This window comes from Streptomyces sp. AK08-02, assembly GCF_033795085.1.
In the GTDB taxonomy this organism is placed as follows: domain Bacteria; phylum Actinomycetota; class Actinomycetes; order Streptomycetales; family Streptomycetaceae; genus Streptomyces; species Streptomyces echiniscabiei.
The window spans coordinates 93,249-112,164 of the sequence record NZ_JARAZV010000006.1; the positions used below are offsets into that span (position 1 = coordinate 93,249).

Sequence of the window (18,916 nt, forward strand, 5' to 3'; positions counted from 1 at the left end):
CAACGGTAACAAACGATCCCCGTAAGGCAATTCCCTACGGGCTCTGTCTTTGCCGGTCGCGGTGTCGGTGTCGGCCTCAGTCTCGGAGAAGGTCCGGCACCCCTTGCGCGTCGGGCTCGTCGCGGTCGGCCGAGACGACCGTGAGCTGCTGGGTGGCCCGGGTCAGGGCGACGTAGAGAACCCGCAGGCCGGCGGGGCTCTCGTCGGCGATCTCCGCCGGGGAGACGACCACTGTGGCGTCGTACTCCAGGCCCTTGGCCTCCAGGCTGCCGAGGGCCACCACGCGGTCTCCGAGGCCCGCCAGCCAGCGCGCCGCCTCCTCGCGGCGGTTCATGGCCACGACGACGCCGACCGTGCCGTCCACGAGGTCCAGGAGGCGGGCGGCCTCCTCGCGGGTCGACTGGGCCAGCGAGTCCCGTACAGCCACGAAACGAGGTTCCACGCCCGTCGAGCGCACCGCCCTCGGGGATTCCGAGCCCGGCATGGCGAGGGCGAGGACCTTGGCCGCCAGTTCGGCGATCTCGGCCGGGTTGCGGTAGTTGACGGTGAGGGTGAAGCGGCGGCGCGGGCGGGTGCCCAGAGCCTCGTCACGGGCCTGGGCCGCCTCGTCGGGGTCGGACCAGGAGGACTGGGCCGGGTCGCCGACGACCGTCCAGGTGGCGTGCCGGCCGCGCCGGCCGACCATGCGCCACTGCATCGGGGTGAGGTCCTGGGCCTCGTCGACGATGACGTGGGCGTACTCGGTGCGCTCCTGGGCGAGTCGCTCGGCGCGTTCGCGCTGCGTCTCCTCCCGTACCGGCATCAGCTCCTCAAGGCCGCTGAGCTGGTCCAGGGGGTCCCGGTCGCGCTTCTTTCGAGGGCGGGCCGGGGTGCCGAGGATCGCGTTGAGCTCGTCCAGCATGGCCACGTCGTGGACCGAGAGGCCGTCGCGCTTGAGGGCGCGGGCGACCCGGCGGACCTCGCCCGGGTTCAGGATGCGGCGGGCCCAGCGGCCGAGGCGGCGTTCGTCGGACATGGCGGCGAGGACCGACGCGGGGGTCAGTTCCGGCCACCAGGCGTCCAGGAACGCGATGAAGTCGTCCTCGGTCGTGACGTCCTCGTCGAAGGAGGAGCGCAGTTCCGCGGCCAGTTCCGGGTCCGTGTGGCGGCTCTGCGAACCCGAGCGGGCCCACAGGGCGTCCAGGAGCAGTTTGCGGGCGCGGGGACGCAGCAGGTTGACGGGGGCCGTGCCGCTGAGCGCCGACTCGCGGATGCGGGCCAGCTCGGGAGCTTCGAGTTCGATACGGCGTCCGAAGACGACGACCCTCAGACGGCTGGTGTCCGTCGGCGACTCGTACTGCTCCAGGGCGCCCCGCGCGGCCTTCCGGAGCACCGCGAGCATGCGGTACGAACCCTTGGCGCGGGCCACGGCCGGGGCGTCGTACAGGGTGGCCTCGGCGCCGTCGACGAGGGAGCCGATGGCCCGGATGGCGACCTGGCCCTCCTCGCCGAGGGAGGGCAGGACACCCTCGGTGTACGCCACGAGCAGGGGCGTGGGCGAGACGATCAGAATGCCGCCCGCGTACCGGCGCCGGTCCTGGTAGAGGAGGTAGGCGGCGCGGTGCAGGGCGACGGCCGTCTTGCCGGTGCCCGGGCCTCCCTCGACATACGTCACGGAGGCGGCGGGGGCGCGGATCACCAGGTCCTGTTCGGCCTGGATGGACGACACGATGTCCCGCATGGTGTGGCTGCGGGCCTGGCCGAGGGCCGCCATCAGGGCGCCGTCGCCGATCACCGCGAGCTCCTGGCCGTCCAGGGACGCCGTCAGCTCGGGGCGCATCAGGTCGTCCTCGACGCCGAGGACCCGTCGGCCCTTGGAGCGGATGACACGGCGCCTGACCACCCGGCCCGGGTCGACCGGGGTCGAGCGGTAGAAGGGCGCGGCGGCCGGGGCGCGCCAGTCGATGACGAGGGGCGAGTAGCTCTCGTCGAGGACGCCGATACGGCCGATGTGGAGGGTCTCGGCGATGTCGGCGGTGCCGTCGGGGCGTACGGCCCCCTCCGCGGGCTCCACGGCCGTGTAGGCCCCGTCCGGGCCCTTCTTGCCGTCCATGCCGGCCAGCAGGTCGATACGGCCGAAGAGGAAGTCCTCGAACTCGTTGTTCAGCCTGTTGAGGTGGATACCGGCGCGGAACACCTGGGCGTCCCGTTCGGCGAGCGCGCCGGGGGTGCCGACCTGGCCGCGTTTGGCGGCGTCGTGCATGAGGAACTCGGCCTCGTCGATCTTCTCCTCGAGACGCCGGTACACCCGGTCCAGGTGTTCCTGTTCGACGCTGATCTCGCGGTCGCGGACGGAGTCCTGTACTGAGGAGTCCTCGACCGGTACGAGCGCCGTTTCCTGCTGAGCCTGAGCGGCCACCGGGCCCCCTTCTTACATGCTGGGCAGCCGTCAACCGTACGCGAAAAAGAGGCCGTCATGCTACGCGACCGCCCCAGGACACCGTACGAGTCTTCGTACGAGGTGTCCTGGGGCGGTCGCTGAGCGGCTGTGGGGCTGCCGAGGGAGTGCCTCGGCAGTGGTGGGGACGGGAGACGGGATCAGGCGTCGACCTCGACGAGCTGCTTGCCGGCGGAGGTGACGACCTCGAAGTGGTCGATCTCGTCGGCGCCGAACGCGGTTCCGCCGTGGATGTAGAGCGGGTTGCGGGCCGTTTCCGTCGTGGCGTCCTTGATCCCGTAGCCGGGCGTCGGGACGGACCAGTTGGACATGGTCTCGCGCGAGCCGTCCTTGCCGACGACGATCAGGGAGCACTTCAGCGGCCCCTTGACGCCGCCCAGCTCCAGGACCGCGCTGACACCCCAGGCCTTCGGCTCCATCGCCACGGTCGCGGTGACCTTGGTGGTGGGGTCGGTGGCGGAGACCTTGTCGCTCATGAGACCGAAGGCCTCCTTGGCGGAGCCGGTGCTCTTCGGCGTGGCCGTCGGCGAGGGGCTCGCCACGCTGGACGTGTCGTTGCTCGTCGTCGCGAACACCGCGGTCGGGCCGCCGATGATGAGGGCCGCCGCGGCGGCCACCATGTAGAAGCTGCGCCGACGCCTGCTCGCTCGCCGGTTCGCGACCTCGTCGACCAGCCGCGTGGCGAGCTGTGGACTCGGACGGGCGGAGAGCGACTCGCCGATGGCGGGCGTTCCCTGGGCACCGGGCAGGTCCGCGAGGGCGGCCAGCATCGGTTCCATCCCGGCCAGCTCGTCGAGCTGCTGGGCGCACCACTCGCAGCCCGCGAGGTGTGCCTCGAAGGCCGTGGCCTCCGCGTCGTCGAGGATGCCCAGGGCGTAGGCGCCCACGGTCTCGTGTTCGTTCGGGCCCTGGGAACCCTGCATTCCTCGCATGGAACCAGGACTACCCGCTCCGAAACCCCCGTAAATGCTCATGCCGTCACCCCCCGCTCCTCAAGTGCGAGTTTCATCGAACGCAAGGCGTAGAAGACACGTGAGCGCACCGTTCCGCTGGGTATGCCCAGCGTTTCGGCGGCTTCGTTCACCGTACGCCCCTTGAAATAGGTCTCGACCAGGACCTCCCGGTGGGCGGGGGTCAGGTCGTCGAGCGCGTCCGACAACGTCATCAGCCACAACGCCTTGTCGATCTCGTCCTCCGCGGGGATGACCTCCAGCGGCGACGGGTCCACCTCCTGCGGCCGGGCCTGCCGGCTGCGGTGCCCGTCGATGACGATGCGCCGGGCGACCGTCACCAGCCAGGGGCGTACCGAACCGGTTGCTCGATTGAGCTGACCGGCGTTCTTCCAGGCACGGATAAGCGTTTCCTGCACGACGTCCTCGGCTCGCTGCCGATCACCGGCGACCAGCCGGAGGACGTACGCCAGAAGGGGCCCTGCGTGCTCTCGGTACAGCGCACGCATCAGGTCCTCGTCGGGCTCCGAGGGCTGGGACATGCGATGTCGGGCCCTCGGTCCTTGTTCATTGGCCACGACGGAATCCTTACGCACGCCCACCTCCGCTGTCCCGGGTTCCCCCGGTCGGTCGCTCCCCCCGAGGTACGGAAGGGGACCGTGGGATGTTCAACGCGCGACCACAACTTTCTTTATCCGCCCCCGACGTGAGGGACAAGGGAGCACATTCCTGCCGCAAGTGCTTTACATTTCCGCCACATTGGCAAGTTCGGGGCGATGCCCGCAACCAATAGACGGGAAACACACGTGTAACCAACGTCACTGGAACCCGCGAGAGTTGATAGGCCCGATTCCGCACCACTTGCCCGCTATGGGTGATGTATGGAAGGGTCGGGGACGGTCTACGCACGTGCCAGGGCGACTCGCCGCCGATGTCTCGCGACCCGCTCGCGGTTGCCGCAGATCTCGCTGGAGCACCATCTGCGCCGTCGGCCCCGGGACGTGTCGAGGTAGACGATCGGGCAGCTGTCCCCCTCGCACTGGCGCAGACAGGCGCGCGCCAGGGGGTCGGTGAGCAGGTCCACGGCGTCCCGGGCGACCGCCCCGAGCAGGGCCGCGCAGTCGGGCGGCCCGTGCAACTCCCGTACGAGCGTGCCGTCGTCGCCACGGACCGCGCGCGGGGCCGGGGGCGCCGGGCGGGCCAGCTCGTTGACGCGGGCCAGGACGTGGTCGAGGCGGCGGGGGTCGGCGGCCGGTGGACTGTGCACCAACCGGCCGATCAGGTCCCGCAGTTCACGGAAGCGCGCCGCCCAGGAGACGTCGGCGTGCCGCAGGGGCGTGCCCGCCGGGACCAGTCCGGACGCGGCGATCCAGGCGCGGAGCGGTTCCGCTGCGCCGAGCCGTTCGCATGGGTGGGTGGTGGCCAGCAGGTCCAGGCAGATCCGCCCGGCGTCGAAACGCAGCTCGTACGAGGCTGTGGCCACGGTTGTCTCCGATGCCATGTGCCTGTCACCGCCTAGGAGTCGCCACCGTGCGAGGCGGAGTGGATGCCGATGAGCGCCGGTGGGATGCCAGTGAGGGGGTATGGGGAACCGTTCCCTCTACCTACAGTGCCTGCCCACCCTCCCGGCCGGAACCCCCCGTACGGGACGCTCCGCGGGATGGGCGGTTCGTTTGGGCGCGGGTTGGTTACGGGGCTCGCTCTGCGGGGCGCGGGGTTCGTTCGGCGCGAGCCGGTGGGGGCGCTGGGGCGATACGCGGTTCGTCCGCGCACGGGCGCGTGGGGGCTCGCTCCGCAGGGCACACCGAATCGTTCGGCGCCAGTCGACGGGGGCTCGCTCCGCAGCGCGTGTGGTTCGTTCGGTGCGGGTCTGTGGGGGCTGGGCGCGCAGTTCCTCGCGCCCCTGTGGGGCGGCCGGAGACCGGCCTGGGGGCTCGGGGCGGTCGGGGGCCGGGCTCGGGTGGGCCCGGAGTGGGGCGTGGGGCGGTCGGGCCGTCGGTGAACGGCCCCGGGCCACCCGGCCCCTTGCCCCCGCCCCGAGCGGAGCGACTACGCGTCGGCGTACTTGGCGTCGGCGGCCGGGTCCAGGGCGAGGCGGTAGCCGCGTTTGACTACCGTCTGGATCAGTTTGGGGGCGCCGAGGGCGGTGCGGAGACGGGCCATCGCCGTCTCCACCGCGTGCTCGTCGCGGCCGGCGCCCGGCAGTGCGCGCAGCAGGTCGGCGCGGGCGACGACCCAGCCGGGCCGCCGGGACAGCGCGCGCATCAGGGACATGCCGGCCGGCGGTACGGGGCGCAGGGCGCCGTCGACGAGGACGGCGTGCCCGCGGATCTCGACCCGGTGCCCGGCGATGGGCAACGCCCGCGCGCGGGACGGGAGTTCCTGGCAGAGGAGCTGTACGAGGGGGCCGAGCCGGAAGCGTTCGGGGGACACCGTGTCGACGCCGTGGGCCTGGAGCGGCAGCGCGGTGACCGGGCCGACACAGGCGGGCAGGACGTCGTGGTTCAGGGCGGCGAGGAGTTCCGGGAGCAGTCCCCGTTCCTCGGCGCGGGAGAGGAGGGAGGCGGCGGCCGGGGCGCTGGTGAAGGTGAGCGCGTCCAGGCCGCGCGAGACGGTGGCGTCGAGGAGCCGGTCGACGGGGCCGATGTCCTCCGGCGGCATCCACCGGTAGACGGGCACCCCGACGACCTCGGCGCCCGCCGCACGCAGCGACTCGACGAAGCCGGGCAGGGGCTCTCCGTGCAGCTGGATGGCGATACGGCGCCCCTCGACGCCCTCCTCCAGGAGCCGGTCGAGCACCTCGGCCATGGACTCGGAGGACGGTGACCAGTCCTCCGTGAGCCCGGCGGCCCGGACGGACCCCTTGACCTTGGGCCCGCGGGCCAGCAGTTCCACCCCGCCGAGGCAGGCGAGCAGGTCGGCGCCGAGCCCCCAGCCGTCGGCGGCCTCGATCCAGCCGCGGAAGCCGATGGCGGTGGTGGCGATGACGATGTCCGGGGCCTGGGCGATCAGCTGCTTGGTGGCCGCGAGCAGTTCGCTGTCGTCGGCGAGCTGCACGATCCGCAGAGCGGGGGCGTGGACGACGACAGCGCCCCGCCGCTGGAGAAGGGCCCCGAGTTCGTCGGCCCGACGCGCGGCCGTGACGCCCACGGTGAACCCCGCGAGGGGGCCGTGGTCCGGCGGGCCGTGCTCCGGTCGTTCCGGTCGCTGCTGTTCGTACATGGCTCTCGTCCCGCAGTCGGGTCACATCTGCACAAGCGTGCCGAACCGAGCCTGTCAACAGCGCGTGACAGGCTCGGTTCGGCTTCATGTCGCTGGTGTTACTTAAGCCGCTTCGGCCCAAGGTCACACCTCGGCGTAGCTGAGCTGCGGCTTCGCTTCGGAGGCCGTGGTTTCCGTGGCCTGTGCACCCTCCGGGCGGCGAAGGTATACGGCCCAGGTGACCAGGAAGCAGACCCCGTAGAAGGCGAGGAAGGCGACGAAGGCACCGGTGCCGGACCCCACCGAGAGGAAGGACTGGCGCAGGGCCAGGTTGATACCGAGGCCGCCGAGGGCGCCCACCGCGCCGATGATTCCCATGGAAGCGCCGGAGAGCCTGCGGCCGTACGCGGCGGCCTCCTCACCCTCCAGCCCCTTGGCGAAGGCCTTGGCCTGGAAGATGCCCGGGATCATCTTGAACGTCGACCCGTTGCCGAGGCCACTGAGCATGAACAGGACGATGAAGGCCGTGGTGAACAGCGGCAGCGACTTCTGCATCGACGCGACGACGATGAAGGCGGTCGCGCCGGCCATGGCGACGTAGTTCCACAGGGAGATCTTCGCCCCGCCGAAACGGTCGGCGAGCGCACCGCCCACGGGCCGGATCAGGGAGCCCAGCAGCGGACCGATGAAGGTGACGTACGCGGCCTGCAGCGGCGTACGGCCGAACTGGGTCTGCAAGACCAGGCCGAACGCGAAGCCGTAGCCGATGAACGAGCCGAACGTCCCGATGTAGAGGAAGGACATGATCCAGGTGTGCGCGTCCTTGACGGCGTCCTTGGCTGCGCCGGTGTCGTTCTTCAGGGACGAGATGTTGTCCATGTAGACCGCGGCGAGGACGGCGGCGATGAGGATGAGCGGGATGTAGATGCCCAGGAGCACCCGGGGCCCGCCGCTCGCCCCGATGACGGCGAGACCGATGAGCTGCACGACCGGGACACCGATGTTGCCGCCGCCGGCGTTGAGCCCGAGAGCCCACCCCTTCTTCCTGAGCGGGAAGAAGGCGTTGATGTTGGTCATGCTGGAGGCGAAGTTGCCGCCGCCGATTCCGGCGAGCATGGCGCAGGCGAGGAACGTGTTGAAGGACGTCCCCGGTTCCATGACGATGAACGCCGCGATCGTCGGGATGAGCAGGAGCGACGCGGAGACGATGGTCCAGTTCCGGCCACCGAAGAGGGCGACGGCGAAGGTGTAGGGGACGCGGACGACCGCGCCGACGGCCGTGGCCATCGACACGATGAAGAACTTGTCGGCCGGGGTGAGCCCGTACTCCGGTCCCATGAACAGCACCATCACGGACCACAGCGTCCAGATGGAGAAGCCGATGTGCTCGGAGAGCACGGAGAAGAACAGGTTGCGGCGGGCGACCTTCTCGCCGGTCGCGTTCCAGAAGGCCTCGTCCTCGGGATCCCAGTGCTCGATCCAGCGGCCTCCCCTGCCGGGTGCGGGGGCTGAACTAGGGGCTGTCATGACGCCTCCACGGTGGTCCGGGGCTCGGGTGGTTCTTTTGCGGGGTGCTGAGCGGTGATGAGTCCCGAAGGTAGAGAGAGCGCGTTTCCACGCTGTGGCTGTGGGTGACCGGAAGGGAACTTTGCTCTCACCCCGCGAGGAGGTGGGATGAGAGGTTGAGCAACGGGAGGTCACGACAAGCGTGCCGGACGGCACGCGGTCGGAGGGGCACAGGTGTGCGACGTCACGGCCCCCACACCCCTTTCGAGAATCTGTTCTATGTGTGACGATCTCCGTGCCCACGGGGGAAGTGGGGCAGGGAGCGTCGTGCCCGACCAGCACGACGGATGCTCCCGGCCCACGTCCGGGCACTGTTGTCCTCGCGTCGGTGTTCTCCGGCGCGCCAGCGATTCCTTTTGCCGTGCGACGCGTTCGCCGCTTCCCCTCCTGGGCCGATCCTTCGACCTCCGACGAGAAGACGGGAAGCGAAGTGCGCAGAGAGTTAGTTTCACGGGGCGGTTTCCGGAGGAGATCCCACGGTCCGCGCAAGGGACCGGCCGGCCTCGCGCTGGCGACGGCGGTGTCCGTACTGACCGGCCTGGTGTACGTCGTACCGGCGAACGCGAGTGCCACCGCCGAACCACTGCCGGACACCGGCGGTAATCGGATCTCCTTCGGCCAGGACGTCCGCCAGGACCGCTGTGAGGCCGGATTCGGGCTGCACGTCGGCGGGCCCGCGCTGAAGGCGGCGGCTTCGAAGGCCCTCGCCGGCACCGACGCCGAACTGGCCGCGGCGCTCTACCGCAAGAGCAACATCTACCCCAGCCTGCTGGACGACGCGGTGCGCGACGACGTGGCAGGCATCTCCGACTACGTCACCGCCTCCAACGCGAGCACCACCCGCTGGGAGGCCGCCAACAGGGTGTACGCCCTGTCGTACTGGGGCGGTGACGGTGCCGTCACCCTGCACGCCCCCGAGTTCGACGCGAACATCCTGGCCTTCACGATCGGCCCGCAGAAACGGCTGTACGACCGCTTCGGGGAGGACGGCCGCAGCGTCCCCGGCGCCGCCGCCATCGACAGCGCCAAGAAGCTGAACGCCTCGATCACCGGCAAGGACCCGCTCGGCGACGACCGGATCGCCGACCAGATGCTGTCCAGCAGCAGCCTCGGTGCGCCGTACAACGGCACCACCTCCAGCGACATCGAGCGCTATCTGCGCCAGGGCGGCTTCCCCCGGCAGGCGCCGGTGGAGGACAGCGCCGAGTACCGGATGGAGGTGGAGCAGCTCAAGATCGCCTGGGGCGACTGCGACAGCTGGAACCCCATCGACCCGCGCCGCGTGCTCGCCTCGGTGACCGCCACCGCCTACGCCGAGTGGGAGTCGGAGTACGCGTCCCAGGCCAAACCCAGGGCCGACATCATGGCCGCCGAGGTGACCGCCGCCGCGCAGGTGCACAAGGCGACCGACGCGATGATCGAGGGGATCGCCCAGGCCTGGCTCGCCGAGCAGATCCTGGTCTGGCAGAAGTACTGGGCCGGACAGCCCAAGGACGACATCCTCCGACCCAAGGCCGCTGTCTTCACCCAGGCCAACACCGACCTGGCCAGCGCCCGCACCCGGGTCTCCGCCCAGCTCACCCTGGCCAACCAGGCGGTGACCGCCGCCAAGGCCGCCGCCGACAAGGCGGCCACCGCCCAGACCAGTGCCTACGCCATCGCGGACTCGGCCAAGACGCCGCGCGGGCGTGGCCTGTTGTACGCCCAGCAGTCCGCGCAGGTCGTGAAGGCCTCGTATGCGGCGGCCCAGGCAGCCGCCAAGGCCACCCAGACCGCGGTGAACGCCGCCAAGGCCACCGTCGCCGACGCGAAGGCGCAGTTCGCGCTGGCGCAGACCCAGGCGCACGCGCTGAACACCGAGTTCCGCCGGGCCGCCGCCGAGGAGGCCGCGGCCCAGGCGAAGGCCGCCGCGACGGCGGCGGACGTACAGGCCAAGGAAGCCGCCGCCAACGCCACCAAGGCGAAGAACGCGCAGGCCACCGCCGAGGCCGCCGAGAAGACCGCGAAGACGGGTGCCGCCACGGCCGCCGCCCGACGCGCCGAGGCGGAGGCGGCCCGCGACACCGCGACGGCCGAACACGCCACCGCCACCCGCGAACGTGCCAAGGCGCAGGACGCCGAGACCCGCGCCAAGGCGGACGCGGCGACGGCAGCCACCGCGCGCGGAGCCGCCGAGACGGCCGGGGGCACCGCTTCCGCACGCAACGACGCGGCCCTCGATGCCCAGCAGGAGGCGTACGAGGCACGGGACAGGGCCCGGGACGCCGAGGAGACCAAGCAGGCCGCGCTGTCCAGGGCCGCCGCGCTCGAAGCGGCCGCCGCGGCAGCCGCCGGTACCGACGCGGCCGCCGAGGCCCGGACCGCGGCGACGGAGGCGAGGGCCGCCGCGAACACCGCGACGGCCGCGGCCACCAGCGCCCAGCAGAACGCCGCCGTGGCCACCACCGCGGCGGTCAACGCGCGCGCCGCCGCCACCCGGGCCGACGCTGCCGCCTCCCGGTCCCAGGCCGCGGCCGACGGCGCCACCGCCGCCGCGCTCACCACCCATGCCGCCGCCGTCACCGCACACGCCGCCGCCGCTACGGCGATCAGCGCGGCGGCAACGGCACAGAAGAACGCCGAGAACGCCGAGGCCGAGGCCAAGAAGGCGGCAGCGGCCGCGGTCACCGCCCGGCAGCAGGCGACAGCCGCCCGCGAGGAGTCGCTGAAGACGGCGCAGTGGGCGGCGGTCACAGCCGGCCAGGCCTATGCGGCGAGCGAGGCCGCGAGCGCGGCCCGTGACTCGGCGGCCGAGGTGATCAAGCCCGCCAATGACGCCATCAACATCGGCACCCCGTACAAGGAGACCGACTCCGCCGCGGCCTACGCCGTCCTCACCGGTCAGACCTCGCTGACCCTCGCCGAGCAGCAGGCAGCGGCGGCCAAGGCCAAGGCCGACGACGCGGCGAAGGCCGCGGCGACCGCGAAGGCCCTGGCCGACAAGGCCGCGGCCGACGCCAAGGCAGCCGCCACGGCGGCGGCCAACGCCGCCGCCGACGCCGCGAAGGCCGCCACCTCGGTGGCAGCCGCCCGCGCCTCCGCCGCCGAAGCCGCCAAGGCGGCGGAGGCGGCCAAGAAGGCCGACAACAACGCACAGGCGTACGACGCGCAGGCGAGTTCCGACGCCGCCTACGCCCAGACCGCGGCCTACACCGCCAAGAGCGAGGCCACCGCCGCGAACAACGAGGCCACCGAGGCGGAGCGCGACGCGGCCGGTGCCCACGCGGCGGCCGACGCCGCCACCGCGGACGCCACGTCCGCCCGGAGCACCGCGACCCGGGCGGAGAAGGACGCCACCGAGGCCGAGAACGCCGCGAAGAACGCCGACGGCGCGGCCAAGGACGCCGACGCGGCGGCGGACAGCGCCGCCGTGGAAGAACGCAAGGCGGTTCAGGAGCAGCGCGCCGCCAACGCCGTCGGCGACCCCGACAGCGGCCCCGGCCTGTCCGCGAGCGACGAGGCGCTGCTGCTCAAGGAGTGCGGCCAGAGCTGCGTGGACGACTACAGGGCGGCCAAGGCACTCGCGTCCCTGGATGTCATCGACTGGGTCAAGGAGAACGGCGCCGAGATCCTGCTGGAAGTCGTCGGCGTCAACAACCTCAAGCGCTGCTTCGGCAGCGGCGACGTCGAGAGCTGCCTGTGGTCGCTGGTCGACGTGGGCAGCCTGGCCCTGGCAGTCGGCAAGCTCCCCGCGGTCACCAAGGCGATCGTCAAGGTGACCAGGGGCATCGGCAAGTTCCTGGACGACGTGGCCCAGGCCAAGCACACCCTGGACCGGCTCCGGAAGCTGCTGGAGACCCTGCGCAGGGGCAGCGCGCCGGCGAAGTGCCTGCTGAGCCTCGCGGAGGACGCCCTCGGGGCGACCGCCTCCCTGGCCCCGGCCGCCCGCACCTCGTCACTGGCCGCCTCACCTGCCATCGCGTCGGCCGCCGCCGCGAAGATGTGCATGACCTCGTCCATCGGCAAGGACTCGGTCCTCACCAGGCTGGCCCGGAAGGCGACCCAGAACGCCGATGTCCAGGCGGACCTGGACAGCATGTTCAAGCAGCTGGCCAACGGCAACATGGAGCCGGGCATGTACAACAAGTACGACAAGGCGACGGGCATCACTTACGCCCGTGCCAAAAACGGCGGTCGCCTGTTCTTCCGTGTGCTGGGCGACACGGTCGAGGTCGTCGCCAAGTCGGACAAGAGGTGGGAGGACCAGGTGTTCAAGAGGTTGAAGAAGCTCTATGGAAAGTAATCTCCCCTTCCCTGAACACCGGACCGTCCGGAACGTCGGGGCCTCGGACCTGGAGATCCGCTTCTTCCTCGGCGACGGGGACGACCCGGCCTCCGTCGACAACGTGGACGCTGTGATCACCGCCCCCGACGGGATGCGGTGGAGCGCGACGCTGCTGACCCGGTCCGCGATCGACTCGGTCATGGACCGCTGGGCGACCACCGGCGAGTGTCTGGGCGGGCAGTACTTCCAGGTACGGGATCTCGTCCTCGTCCGGGAGCCCGGGCTGGACTCCATGGCACGGGCGCTGGGGGACATCTTCGACGAGTACGGCCTGGACACGAACGTACTCCCGAAGCTCGGCCCGGCCGATGACGAAGAGGAAGAGGAAGAGGAAGAAGGGGAGGGGGAAGCGGAAGAGGACGGCTGACGCGACAGAGGACGGCCCGGCACCCGGCAGGCATCGAGGTGCCGGGCCGTCCTGTTGCCGTCTCCCGTTCCCGTCTCCCGCCCCCGCCTTCTCACCCTCGGCTCTCACCCCCGGCGTCGGACGCCCACCCGCTTCGCCCCGTCCGGCCACAGCCGTGGGCTTCGTTTCGCCGCGACGTCCTCGATCCAGCCCAGGGCCAGGATCGTCAGGCCGATCAGGGGCCAGACCAGGACGAACATCCAGAGGTTGTACGTCGTGTCCAGCGCGGACACCATTCCGTCGGACATGAACGGGAGGTCGTACAGGCGGTCGATCAGGGGGACCGTGGCCATGATCAGCAGGTTGTGCCAGAGATAGATCGTCACCGCTCGGTTGTTGGAGAGGGTGATCAGCCTGTCCCACCTGGCCAGGCGGCCCGGCAGTTCCTGCCACGACGGGGAGTACTGGAGCAGGATCACCACGAACCCGAACGACCAGGTCGCCTGGGCCAGCGGAATGTCGTTCAGGTCCCAGCCGTCGGGGCCCTGGTGCCCCGAGGCCCACCAGATGCCGAAGGCCATGAGGAGGGCCGAGCAGGACACGGCGACATAGCGCGGGATCTGCTTCAGCAGGCCCTCGTGGTGGGCGAAGCCCAGTACCCAGCAGCCGCCGTACACCGCGAAGTCGGACACCGCGTTGCCCGTCTCGCCGGGGATCGTCACCAGGCCGGTGCCGACGACCGCCGTCAGGGCCAGCGGGGCGAGCAGCGTCGGCCACGGGAACCGGCGGAAGGCCCACAGCAGCAGCGGTGAGGCGATCACGAACCACAGGTAGGCCCGCAGGTACCAGAGGGGGCCCGCGGCCTGGACCGCCCAGGTGTTCTCCAGGATCCCGGACTTGGAGCCGATGCTCCACGGGTAGGGAGGGGCGCCGAGCGGGATGACGTAGTTGAGGAGTTCGACCAGGCCCCAGGTGCCGCCGTGGTCGGGATCCTTGCCCAGGTCCCAGCCGCCCAGGAACATCAGCGTCAGCGCCAGCGCGCTGAACGCCCACAGCGGGGGCAGCAGGCGCCGGATCCGGCCCCGGATCACCCCGAGCGCCGGGCGCTTCAGGGAACGGGCCATCAGGGAGCCCGCCAGGGCGAACATCACTCCCATGGACGGGAACAGCACGGTCAGCCACGCCCAGCCGAACAGGTGGTACACCACGACCCGGACCAGGGCGATGCTGCGGAGCAGGTCGAGATAGCGGTCCCGGCCCGGCTTCGCCGCCCTGGGTTCGGCGGGTTCGGTGGGTGCTGCGGGCGGCTCGTCGGTGGCCGGCTGCCGCGGGACGCCGTACGCGGGTGTCGTCGTCAGGTCGGCCGGCGTCGTGTCGGCCGTAGGTCGCTGGGTCATCCGACGGGCCTCCGGTTGTCGCTGCCGCTCGTCCGGGCGGCCGGTACGGCTTCCGGCGCCGAGCCGACGACTCCGGTGCGCCGGAGTTTCTGCCAGCGCAGCCTGCCGCCGGTGAGCGCGGTGATCCAGGACTGCAGCAGCACGACGTACATGAGCTGGCGGTAGAGGACCTGTTGCAGGGGCAGCGAGATCAGGTGGGTCATCTTCTCGCGGTCGAGACGGAACGCGTAGGCCGCGCAGATCAGCTGGATGGCGAGGACGCCCAGCCAGGCGAGGACGGTCTTCTCGGTCGGGCCGAACACCAGACCGTAGAGCAGGAACACGTCGATCAGGGGGGCGAGGAGCGGCGCCACCACCATGAACAGCGACACGAAGGGCAGGCCGACACGGCCGAAGCGGCCCGACGGACCCCGTTCGATCACCGAGCGGCGGTGCTTCCAGATCGCCTGCATGGTGCCGTACGACCAGCGGTAGCGCTGGGACCACAGCTGCTGGACGGACTCCGGGGCCTCGGTCCAGGCGCGGGCGTTCTCCGCGTACACGACCTTCCAGCCGTCGCGGTGCAGCGCCATCGTGATGTCGGTGTCCTCGGCGAGCGTGTCGTCGCTCATCCCGCCGACCCGCTTCAGGGCACTGCGGCGGAAGGCGCCCACCGCGCCGGGGATCGTCGGCATGCAGCCCAGGACGTCGTACATACGGCGGTCCAGGTTGAAGCCCATCACGTACTCGATGTGCTGCCAGGCGCCGATCAGGGAGTCCTTGTTGCCGACCTTGGCGTTGCCGGCGACGGCTCCCACGCGCGCGTCACCGAAGGGCTGGACGAGTTCGCGGACGGTGCCCGGCTCGAAGACGGTGTCGCCGTCCATCATGACGATCAGGTTGTAACGGGCGTTCACCACACCCCTGTTGAGGGCGGCGGGTTTGCCCGCGTTGAGCTGGCGCACGACGCGTACGTTCGGCAGGCCCATGTCCTCGACGATGCGGGCCGTGCCGTCGCTCGACCCGTCGTCGATGACGATCACCTCGATGGGATGCTCGCTCCGCATCAGTGACCGCACGGTGGCCTCGATGCACTTGGCCTCGTTGTACGCCGGGACGAGCACCGACACCGGTTCGGTGATCGGCGGGCCCCAGCTGAAGTCGGGGCGCCGGGTGCGGCGGGCGTGGAGGACGGAGAGCAGCAGCATCAGGCCGAACCGGGTGAACACCAGGACGCCGATGATCGCGAGAGCGACGACCAGTACGTCGGTGATGTTGTCGGAGGCCTGGACCAGGAACGTCCACGCCTTGCCCTTCGCCAGTTCGACGCCGGCGACCGGTGTGTGCGCGCTGGGCGCGTCCAGGGCCTCGGTGAGGTTCTGGAACCGGTACCCCTGGTTCTTCATGTCGGGCAGGAAGCGGTCGAGTGCCTGGACGGTCTGGTGGCGGTCGCCGCCGGAGTCGTGCATGAGGACGATCGCGCCCTTGCCGCCCTTGGGGGTGGCCTCGCGGATGATCGCGTCGACGCCCGGCTTGCGCCAGTCCTCGCTGTCCGTGTTGTTGACGACGGTGATGTAGCCGCGCTTGCCGATGTACTCCGTGACCGGCCACGACTTGTTGTCCATGGCGTCGGCGAAGGAGGAGTACGGCGGCCGGAACAGCGACGTACGGATGCCCGCCGCACCGGCGAGAGCCAGCTGGTTCTGGGACAGCTCCCAGTCGATCCGGGCCTTCGACTGGAAGGAGAGGTCGGGGTGGTTGAAGGTGTGCAGCCCCACCTCGTGGCCCTCGGCCACCATGCGCCGTACGAGTTCCGGGTAGCGCGAGGCATTGGTGCCGGTGACGAAGAAGACCGCGTGTGCGTGGTGCTTCTTGAGGACGTCGAGGACCTTGGGGGTCCACTCGGGGTCCGGGCCGTCGTCGAACGTGAGGACGAGTCGGCGGTCGGGCACGTTCAGGCTGGTGGTCTGGCCGCTTCTGGTGTCGATGACCGGGCCGCCCTCCAGGATCTTCTCCGGCACCCGGTCGGTGGATGCCTCGGGCTGGATGCGGTGGTCGGCGAGTATTTCGCTGTGCACGTACCCGCGCAGCATCAGCATCGCCATCAGGGCGACCAGGATGAGCGAGGGAAGCAGCAGGCGCATGGGCAGCCGTCGGCGCCGGGCGGCGCCCCCGGCGCCGTTCGGGGCGCCGTGGCGGCGGGTGCGGGATGCCATCAGAGGTTGTTCTCCGGGGACGAGGAGATCAGAACGGAGTCGGCGGAGTGCGGTCGACGGATGTTCTGCTGAGCGGTACGAGCGGGATGAGCGGTTCTGGAGCGGGCCGAGCGGGTCAGGAGCAGGACGAGAGCGAGTCGAGAGCAGGTCGAGAGGGATGAGCGGGCCGGCCACGGACACGGCCGCGGCGACCGGCGCCGCGAGGTGCCTCGGCCGGCTCTACGCCGTAACGCCTCCGACACGCCGTCACGCCGTCACGCCGGGCGACGTCGGCGGCGAGACCGGGTCACCGGTGGCGCTCGGTTCGGCCGCGCCCTCGGCGATCGGGGTCGGGTCGCTCGGACCGCCGGCGACCGTGCCGCCGTCACCGGTCGGGGTCGGAGTCGGGTCGGGTGAGGTAGCGACGCTCTCCGACGGGCTCGGCGCGGGCGAGTTGGACACCGACACCGAGGGCTCGGGGTCCGGGCCGGGCGTGCTGGTCCCCGGGTCGGGCTTGCCGACGCTGGCCGAGGGCCTGGCCGAGACGGACGGACCCGGGTTCTGCGAGGCGCTGGCCGAGGCGTCCGGCGTGACGGCGGCGGCAGCCCCCCGCGACGGAGTGACTCCCGCGCTCACCGACGCCCCCGGGGCCGGTGTGACCCCGGCCGCGTCCGACGGCAGCACCGACTCGGCGGGCAGCGGCGAGGTGTCGACCTTGCCCGCCGGCTGCTCGTCCGCCTGGCCCGGTACCGGCAGCCAGGGCGCGTCCGAGTTGCCGGAGAGGAGGGTGGCGACGATGACGACGGCGTACACGGCGCAGGCGGTGCCGACGACCATGCCGATCCGGCGGTATCGGCGGCTGCGGCGTCCGGTCTCGTCGACGAAGACGGGGCCGTCACCGGCACCGGCGTCCGCGCCCTCCTTGGCCTGCCGTACGAGGAGTTCCTCCACCTGGCGGCCCACTCCGTCGAGCTGGACCGTCACCTCGTGCGGGTCGTGCGTGTGACCGAACTCCGCCGCGTTCTCCCACGGACCGCCGGAGAACGTCCCGGCCGAGCCGGTGGATCCGGCCGCTCCGACCGCTCCGGTCGGTCCGGCAGATCTCGCCGATCCGGTCGCCGCGTTGGCCGCGGCCGATCCGGTGATCGCGGTTGATCCAGGCGCTCCCGTTCCGCTCGGGCGCGACTGGGCGTGCGCGCCTCTGCCTCCGGATCGCCCGGGCCGCACCGGCGCTCCGGCGTGCCTCTGGCGGGGCACAGGACCGGTGCCGCCTGGGGTAACTCCGGGTAGCTGCTGGGTCCCCGACACGGTCACGTCTTCGGCGTCGGACCGATTCGGTTGGGCGTCTTCGCGCCACTTCTTCACACGCACGTACATCCCCCCACGGGAGCCTTTCGGGCGCATGTACGATTTCCGGATTTTCGTACTACCGCTGTTCGAATCGGACCCCCACCCGACCCGAGCGCCCCATTTATCACACTGCATCCGGGCCACGAATGTAGCGCACATGGAGGACTCGTGTTTGCCATGTGCTACTTGTGAACCTGAATGATGCCGTTGTCCCTGGCCGGAATCCACGCCTCCGCAGGCCCCCGAAGCCACCCCTCCTCCTCCGTGAGCTGGGCCGCGGCCTGTCGCAGAGCGTTAAATCCCGGGTGTGTCAGCCCCCGCCGCCACACCAGGGACACGGGCGACAGCGGTACGGGATCGACCAGCGGTCGCACCACCGTCCCCGGCAGGGCCGGGAAATCCACCACGGCGAGGACCGGGGTCCGCAGCTTGGCCATGAGCCGCTGGAACTCCTCGTCGCCCACGGCGAGTGGCGCGGGCGGCGCGATCCCGATGCCGCGCCCCTCGAACAGCTGACGTGCGAGGTCGGTCCACTCCGGGGTCCGGGGATTGCCCGCACCGGCGTACACGCTCTCCCCCGCCAGAGCCGCCAACGGCACCTCGGGCAGCGCGGCCAGCCGATGGTCCTCGGGCAGGACGACCGCCATCGGCTCGTAGCGCACGAGCTGTTGATCCAGCCGGGCCCGCACCCCCGGGTCCAGGCCCGCGAACCGCCCGAACGACACGTCGAGCCGGCCCGCGAGCATCTCGTCGGCGGCGAAGGTGAGTCCGCTCTCGAACCGCGCCATCAGCTCGCACTCCGGGGCGAGTTCACGCGCCCGGTGCAGCACCCGCCGTCCGGTCGAGAGCCCCGGCGAGTTCAGGTCCACCAGCAGCGGCCGTATCTCTCCGAACGCGGCGAGCAGTTCGTCGTGGGCCGCCAACACCCGCCGGGCGTACGGCAGTAGCCGATCACCGTCGGCCGACAGGGTCACCCGCCGGGTCGACCGTACGAAGAGGTCGGCGCCCAACTCCCTTTCCAGGCGCCGGATGTCCCGGCTCAGCGCCTGCTGCGCCACGTAGAGACGTGCGGCGGCCCGGGTGAAGTGCAGCTCCTCGGCCACGGCGACGAAGGCGCGCAGGAGACGGGGGTCGAGGTGGTTCGGGGCAGACATCCGGCGAACCTACAACG

12 protein-coding genes are annotated in these 18,916 nt (G+C 71.1%); 2 read left to right on the forward strand and 10 right to left on the reverse strand.

Annotated features, from left to right (window positions below):
* Positions 1-76: 76 nt before the first annotated feature.
* The 6 genes from PV734_RS13800 to PV734_RS13825 all read right to left on the reverse strand — a co-directional run bounded on the left by PV734_RS13800 (position 77) and on the right by PV734_RS13825 (position 8,115).
* Complete coding sequence (locus PV734_RS13800; RefSeq protein ID WP_319289652.1) at positions 77-2,398, reverse strand: HelD family protein; 2,322 nt, start codon at positions 2,396-2,398, stop codon at positions 77-79.
* 179 nt (positions 2,399-2,577) lie between these two features.
* The gene (locus PV734_RS13805) at positions 2,578-3,360 is read right to left on the reverse strand and encodes a zf-HC2 domain-containing protein (protein WP_319090365.1); all 783 of its coding nucleotides are present in this window, start codon (positions 3,358-3,360) and stop codon (positions 2,578-2,580) included.
* A 47-nt stretch (positions 3,361-3,407) separates the two neighbouring features.
* Entirely contained in the window at positions 3,408-3,929 is a 522-nt protein-coding gene (locus PV734_RS13810) for a sigma-70 family RNA polymerase sigma factor (RefSeq protein ID WP_044471680.1), read from the reverse strand.
* A gap of 359 nt (positions 3,930-4,288) precedes the next feature.
* A complete protein-coding gene (locus tag PV734_RS13815; protein ID WP_319090366.1) occupies positions 4,289-4,888 on the reverse strand; it encodes a CGNR zinc finger domain-containing protein in 600 nt (199 codons plus the stop codon).
* 548 nt (positions 4,889-5,436) lie between these two features.
* Complete coding sequence (locus tag PV734_RS13820; RefSeq protein ID WP_319289653.1) at positions 5,437-6,609, reverse strand: uroporphyrinogen-III synthase; 1,173 nt, start codon at positions 6,607-6,609, stop codon at positions 5,437-5,439.
* A 123-nt stretch (positions 6,610-6,732) separates the two neighbouring features.
* Positions 6,733-8,115: a nitrate/nitrite transporter gene (locus PV734_RS13825; protein WP_319090368.1), complete on the reverse strand. Its 1,383-nt coding sequence runs from the start codon at positions 8,113-8,115 to the stop codon at positions 6,733-6,735.
* 559 nt (positions 8,116-8,674) lie between these two features.
* Between PV734_RS13825 and PV734_RS13830 the strand changes: the two genes are divergently transcribed.
* Together PV734_RS13830 and PV734_RS13835 are read left to right on the forward strand one after the other, a co-directional pair.
* Positions 8,675-12,436: a hypothetical protein gene (locus PV734_RS13830; RefSeq protein ID WP_319289655.1), complete on the forward strand. Its 3,762-nt coding sequence runs from the start codon at positions 8,675-8,677 to the stop codon at positions 12,434-12,436.
* Complete coding sequence (locus tag PV734_RS13835) at positions 12,426-12,845, forward strand: hypothetical protein (protein ID WP_319289657.1); 420 nt, start codon at positions 12,426-12,428, stop codon at positions 12,843-12,845. Before PV734_RS13830 ends, PV734_RS13835 begins: the two co-directional genes overlap by 11 nt.
* A gap of 104 nt (positions 12,846-12,949) precedes the next feature.
* Here the strand turns inward: PV734_RS13835 and PV734_RS13840 are convergent, their stop codons facing one another.
* From PV734_RS13840 to PV734_RS13855, 4 genes are all read right to left on the reverse strand, one after another.
* The gene (locus PV734_RS13840; RefSeq protein WP_319289658.1) at positions 12,950-14,221 is read right to left on the reverse strand and encodes an acyltransferase; all 1,272 of its coding nucleotides are present in this window, start codon (positions 14,219-14,221) and stop codon (positions 12,950-12,952) included.
* Complete coding sequence (locus PV734_RS13845; RefSeq protein ID WP_319289659.1) at positions 14,218-16,416, reverse strand: polysaccharide deacetylase family protein; 2,199 nt, start codon at positions 16,414-16,416, stop codon at positions 14,218-14,220. The genes PV734_RS13840 and PV734_RS13845 overlap by 4 nt, the downstream gene beginning before the upstream one ends.
* A gap of 246 nt (positions 16,417-16,662) precedes the next feature.
* The gene (locus PV734_RS13850; RefSeq protein WP_319289660.1) at positions 16,663-17,622 is read right to left on the reverse strand and encodes a hypothetical protein; all 960 of its coding nucleotides are present in this window, start codon (positions 17,620-17,622) and stop codon (positions 16,663-16,665) included.
* A 305-nt stretch (positions 17,623-17,927) separates the two neighbouring features.
* Positions 17,928-18,899 carry a LysR family transcriptional regulator gene (locus tag PV734_RS13855; RefSeq protein ID WP_319090374.1) on the reverse strand — a complete coding sequence of 324 codons (972 nt, stop codon included), beginning with the start codon at positions 18,897-18,899 and terminating at the stop codon, positions 17,928-17,930.
* Positions 18,900-18,916 lie beyond the last annotated feature (17 nt).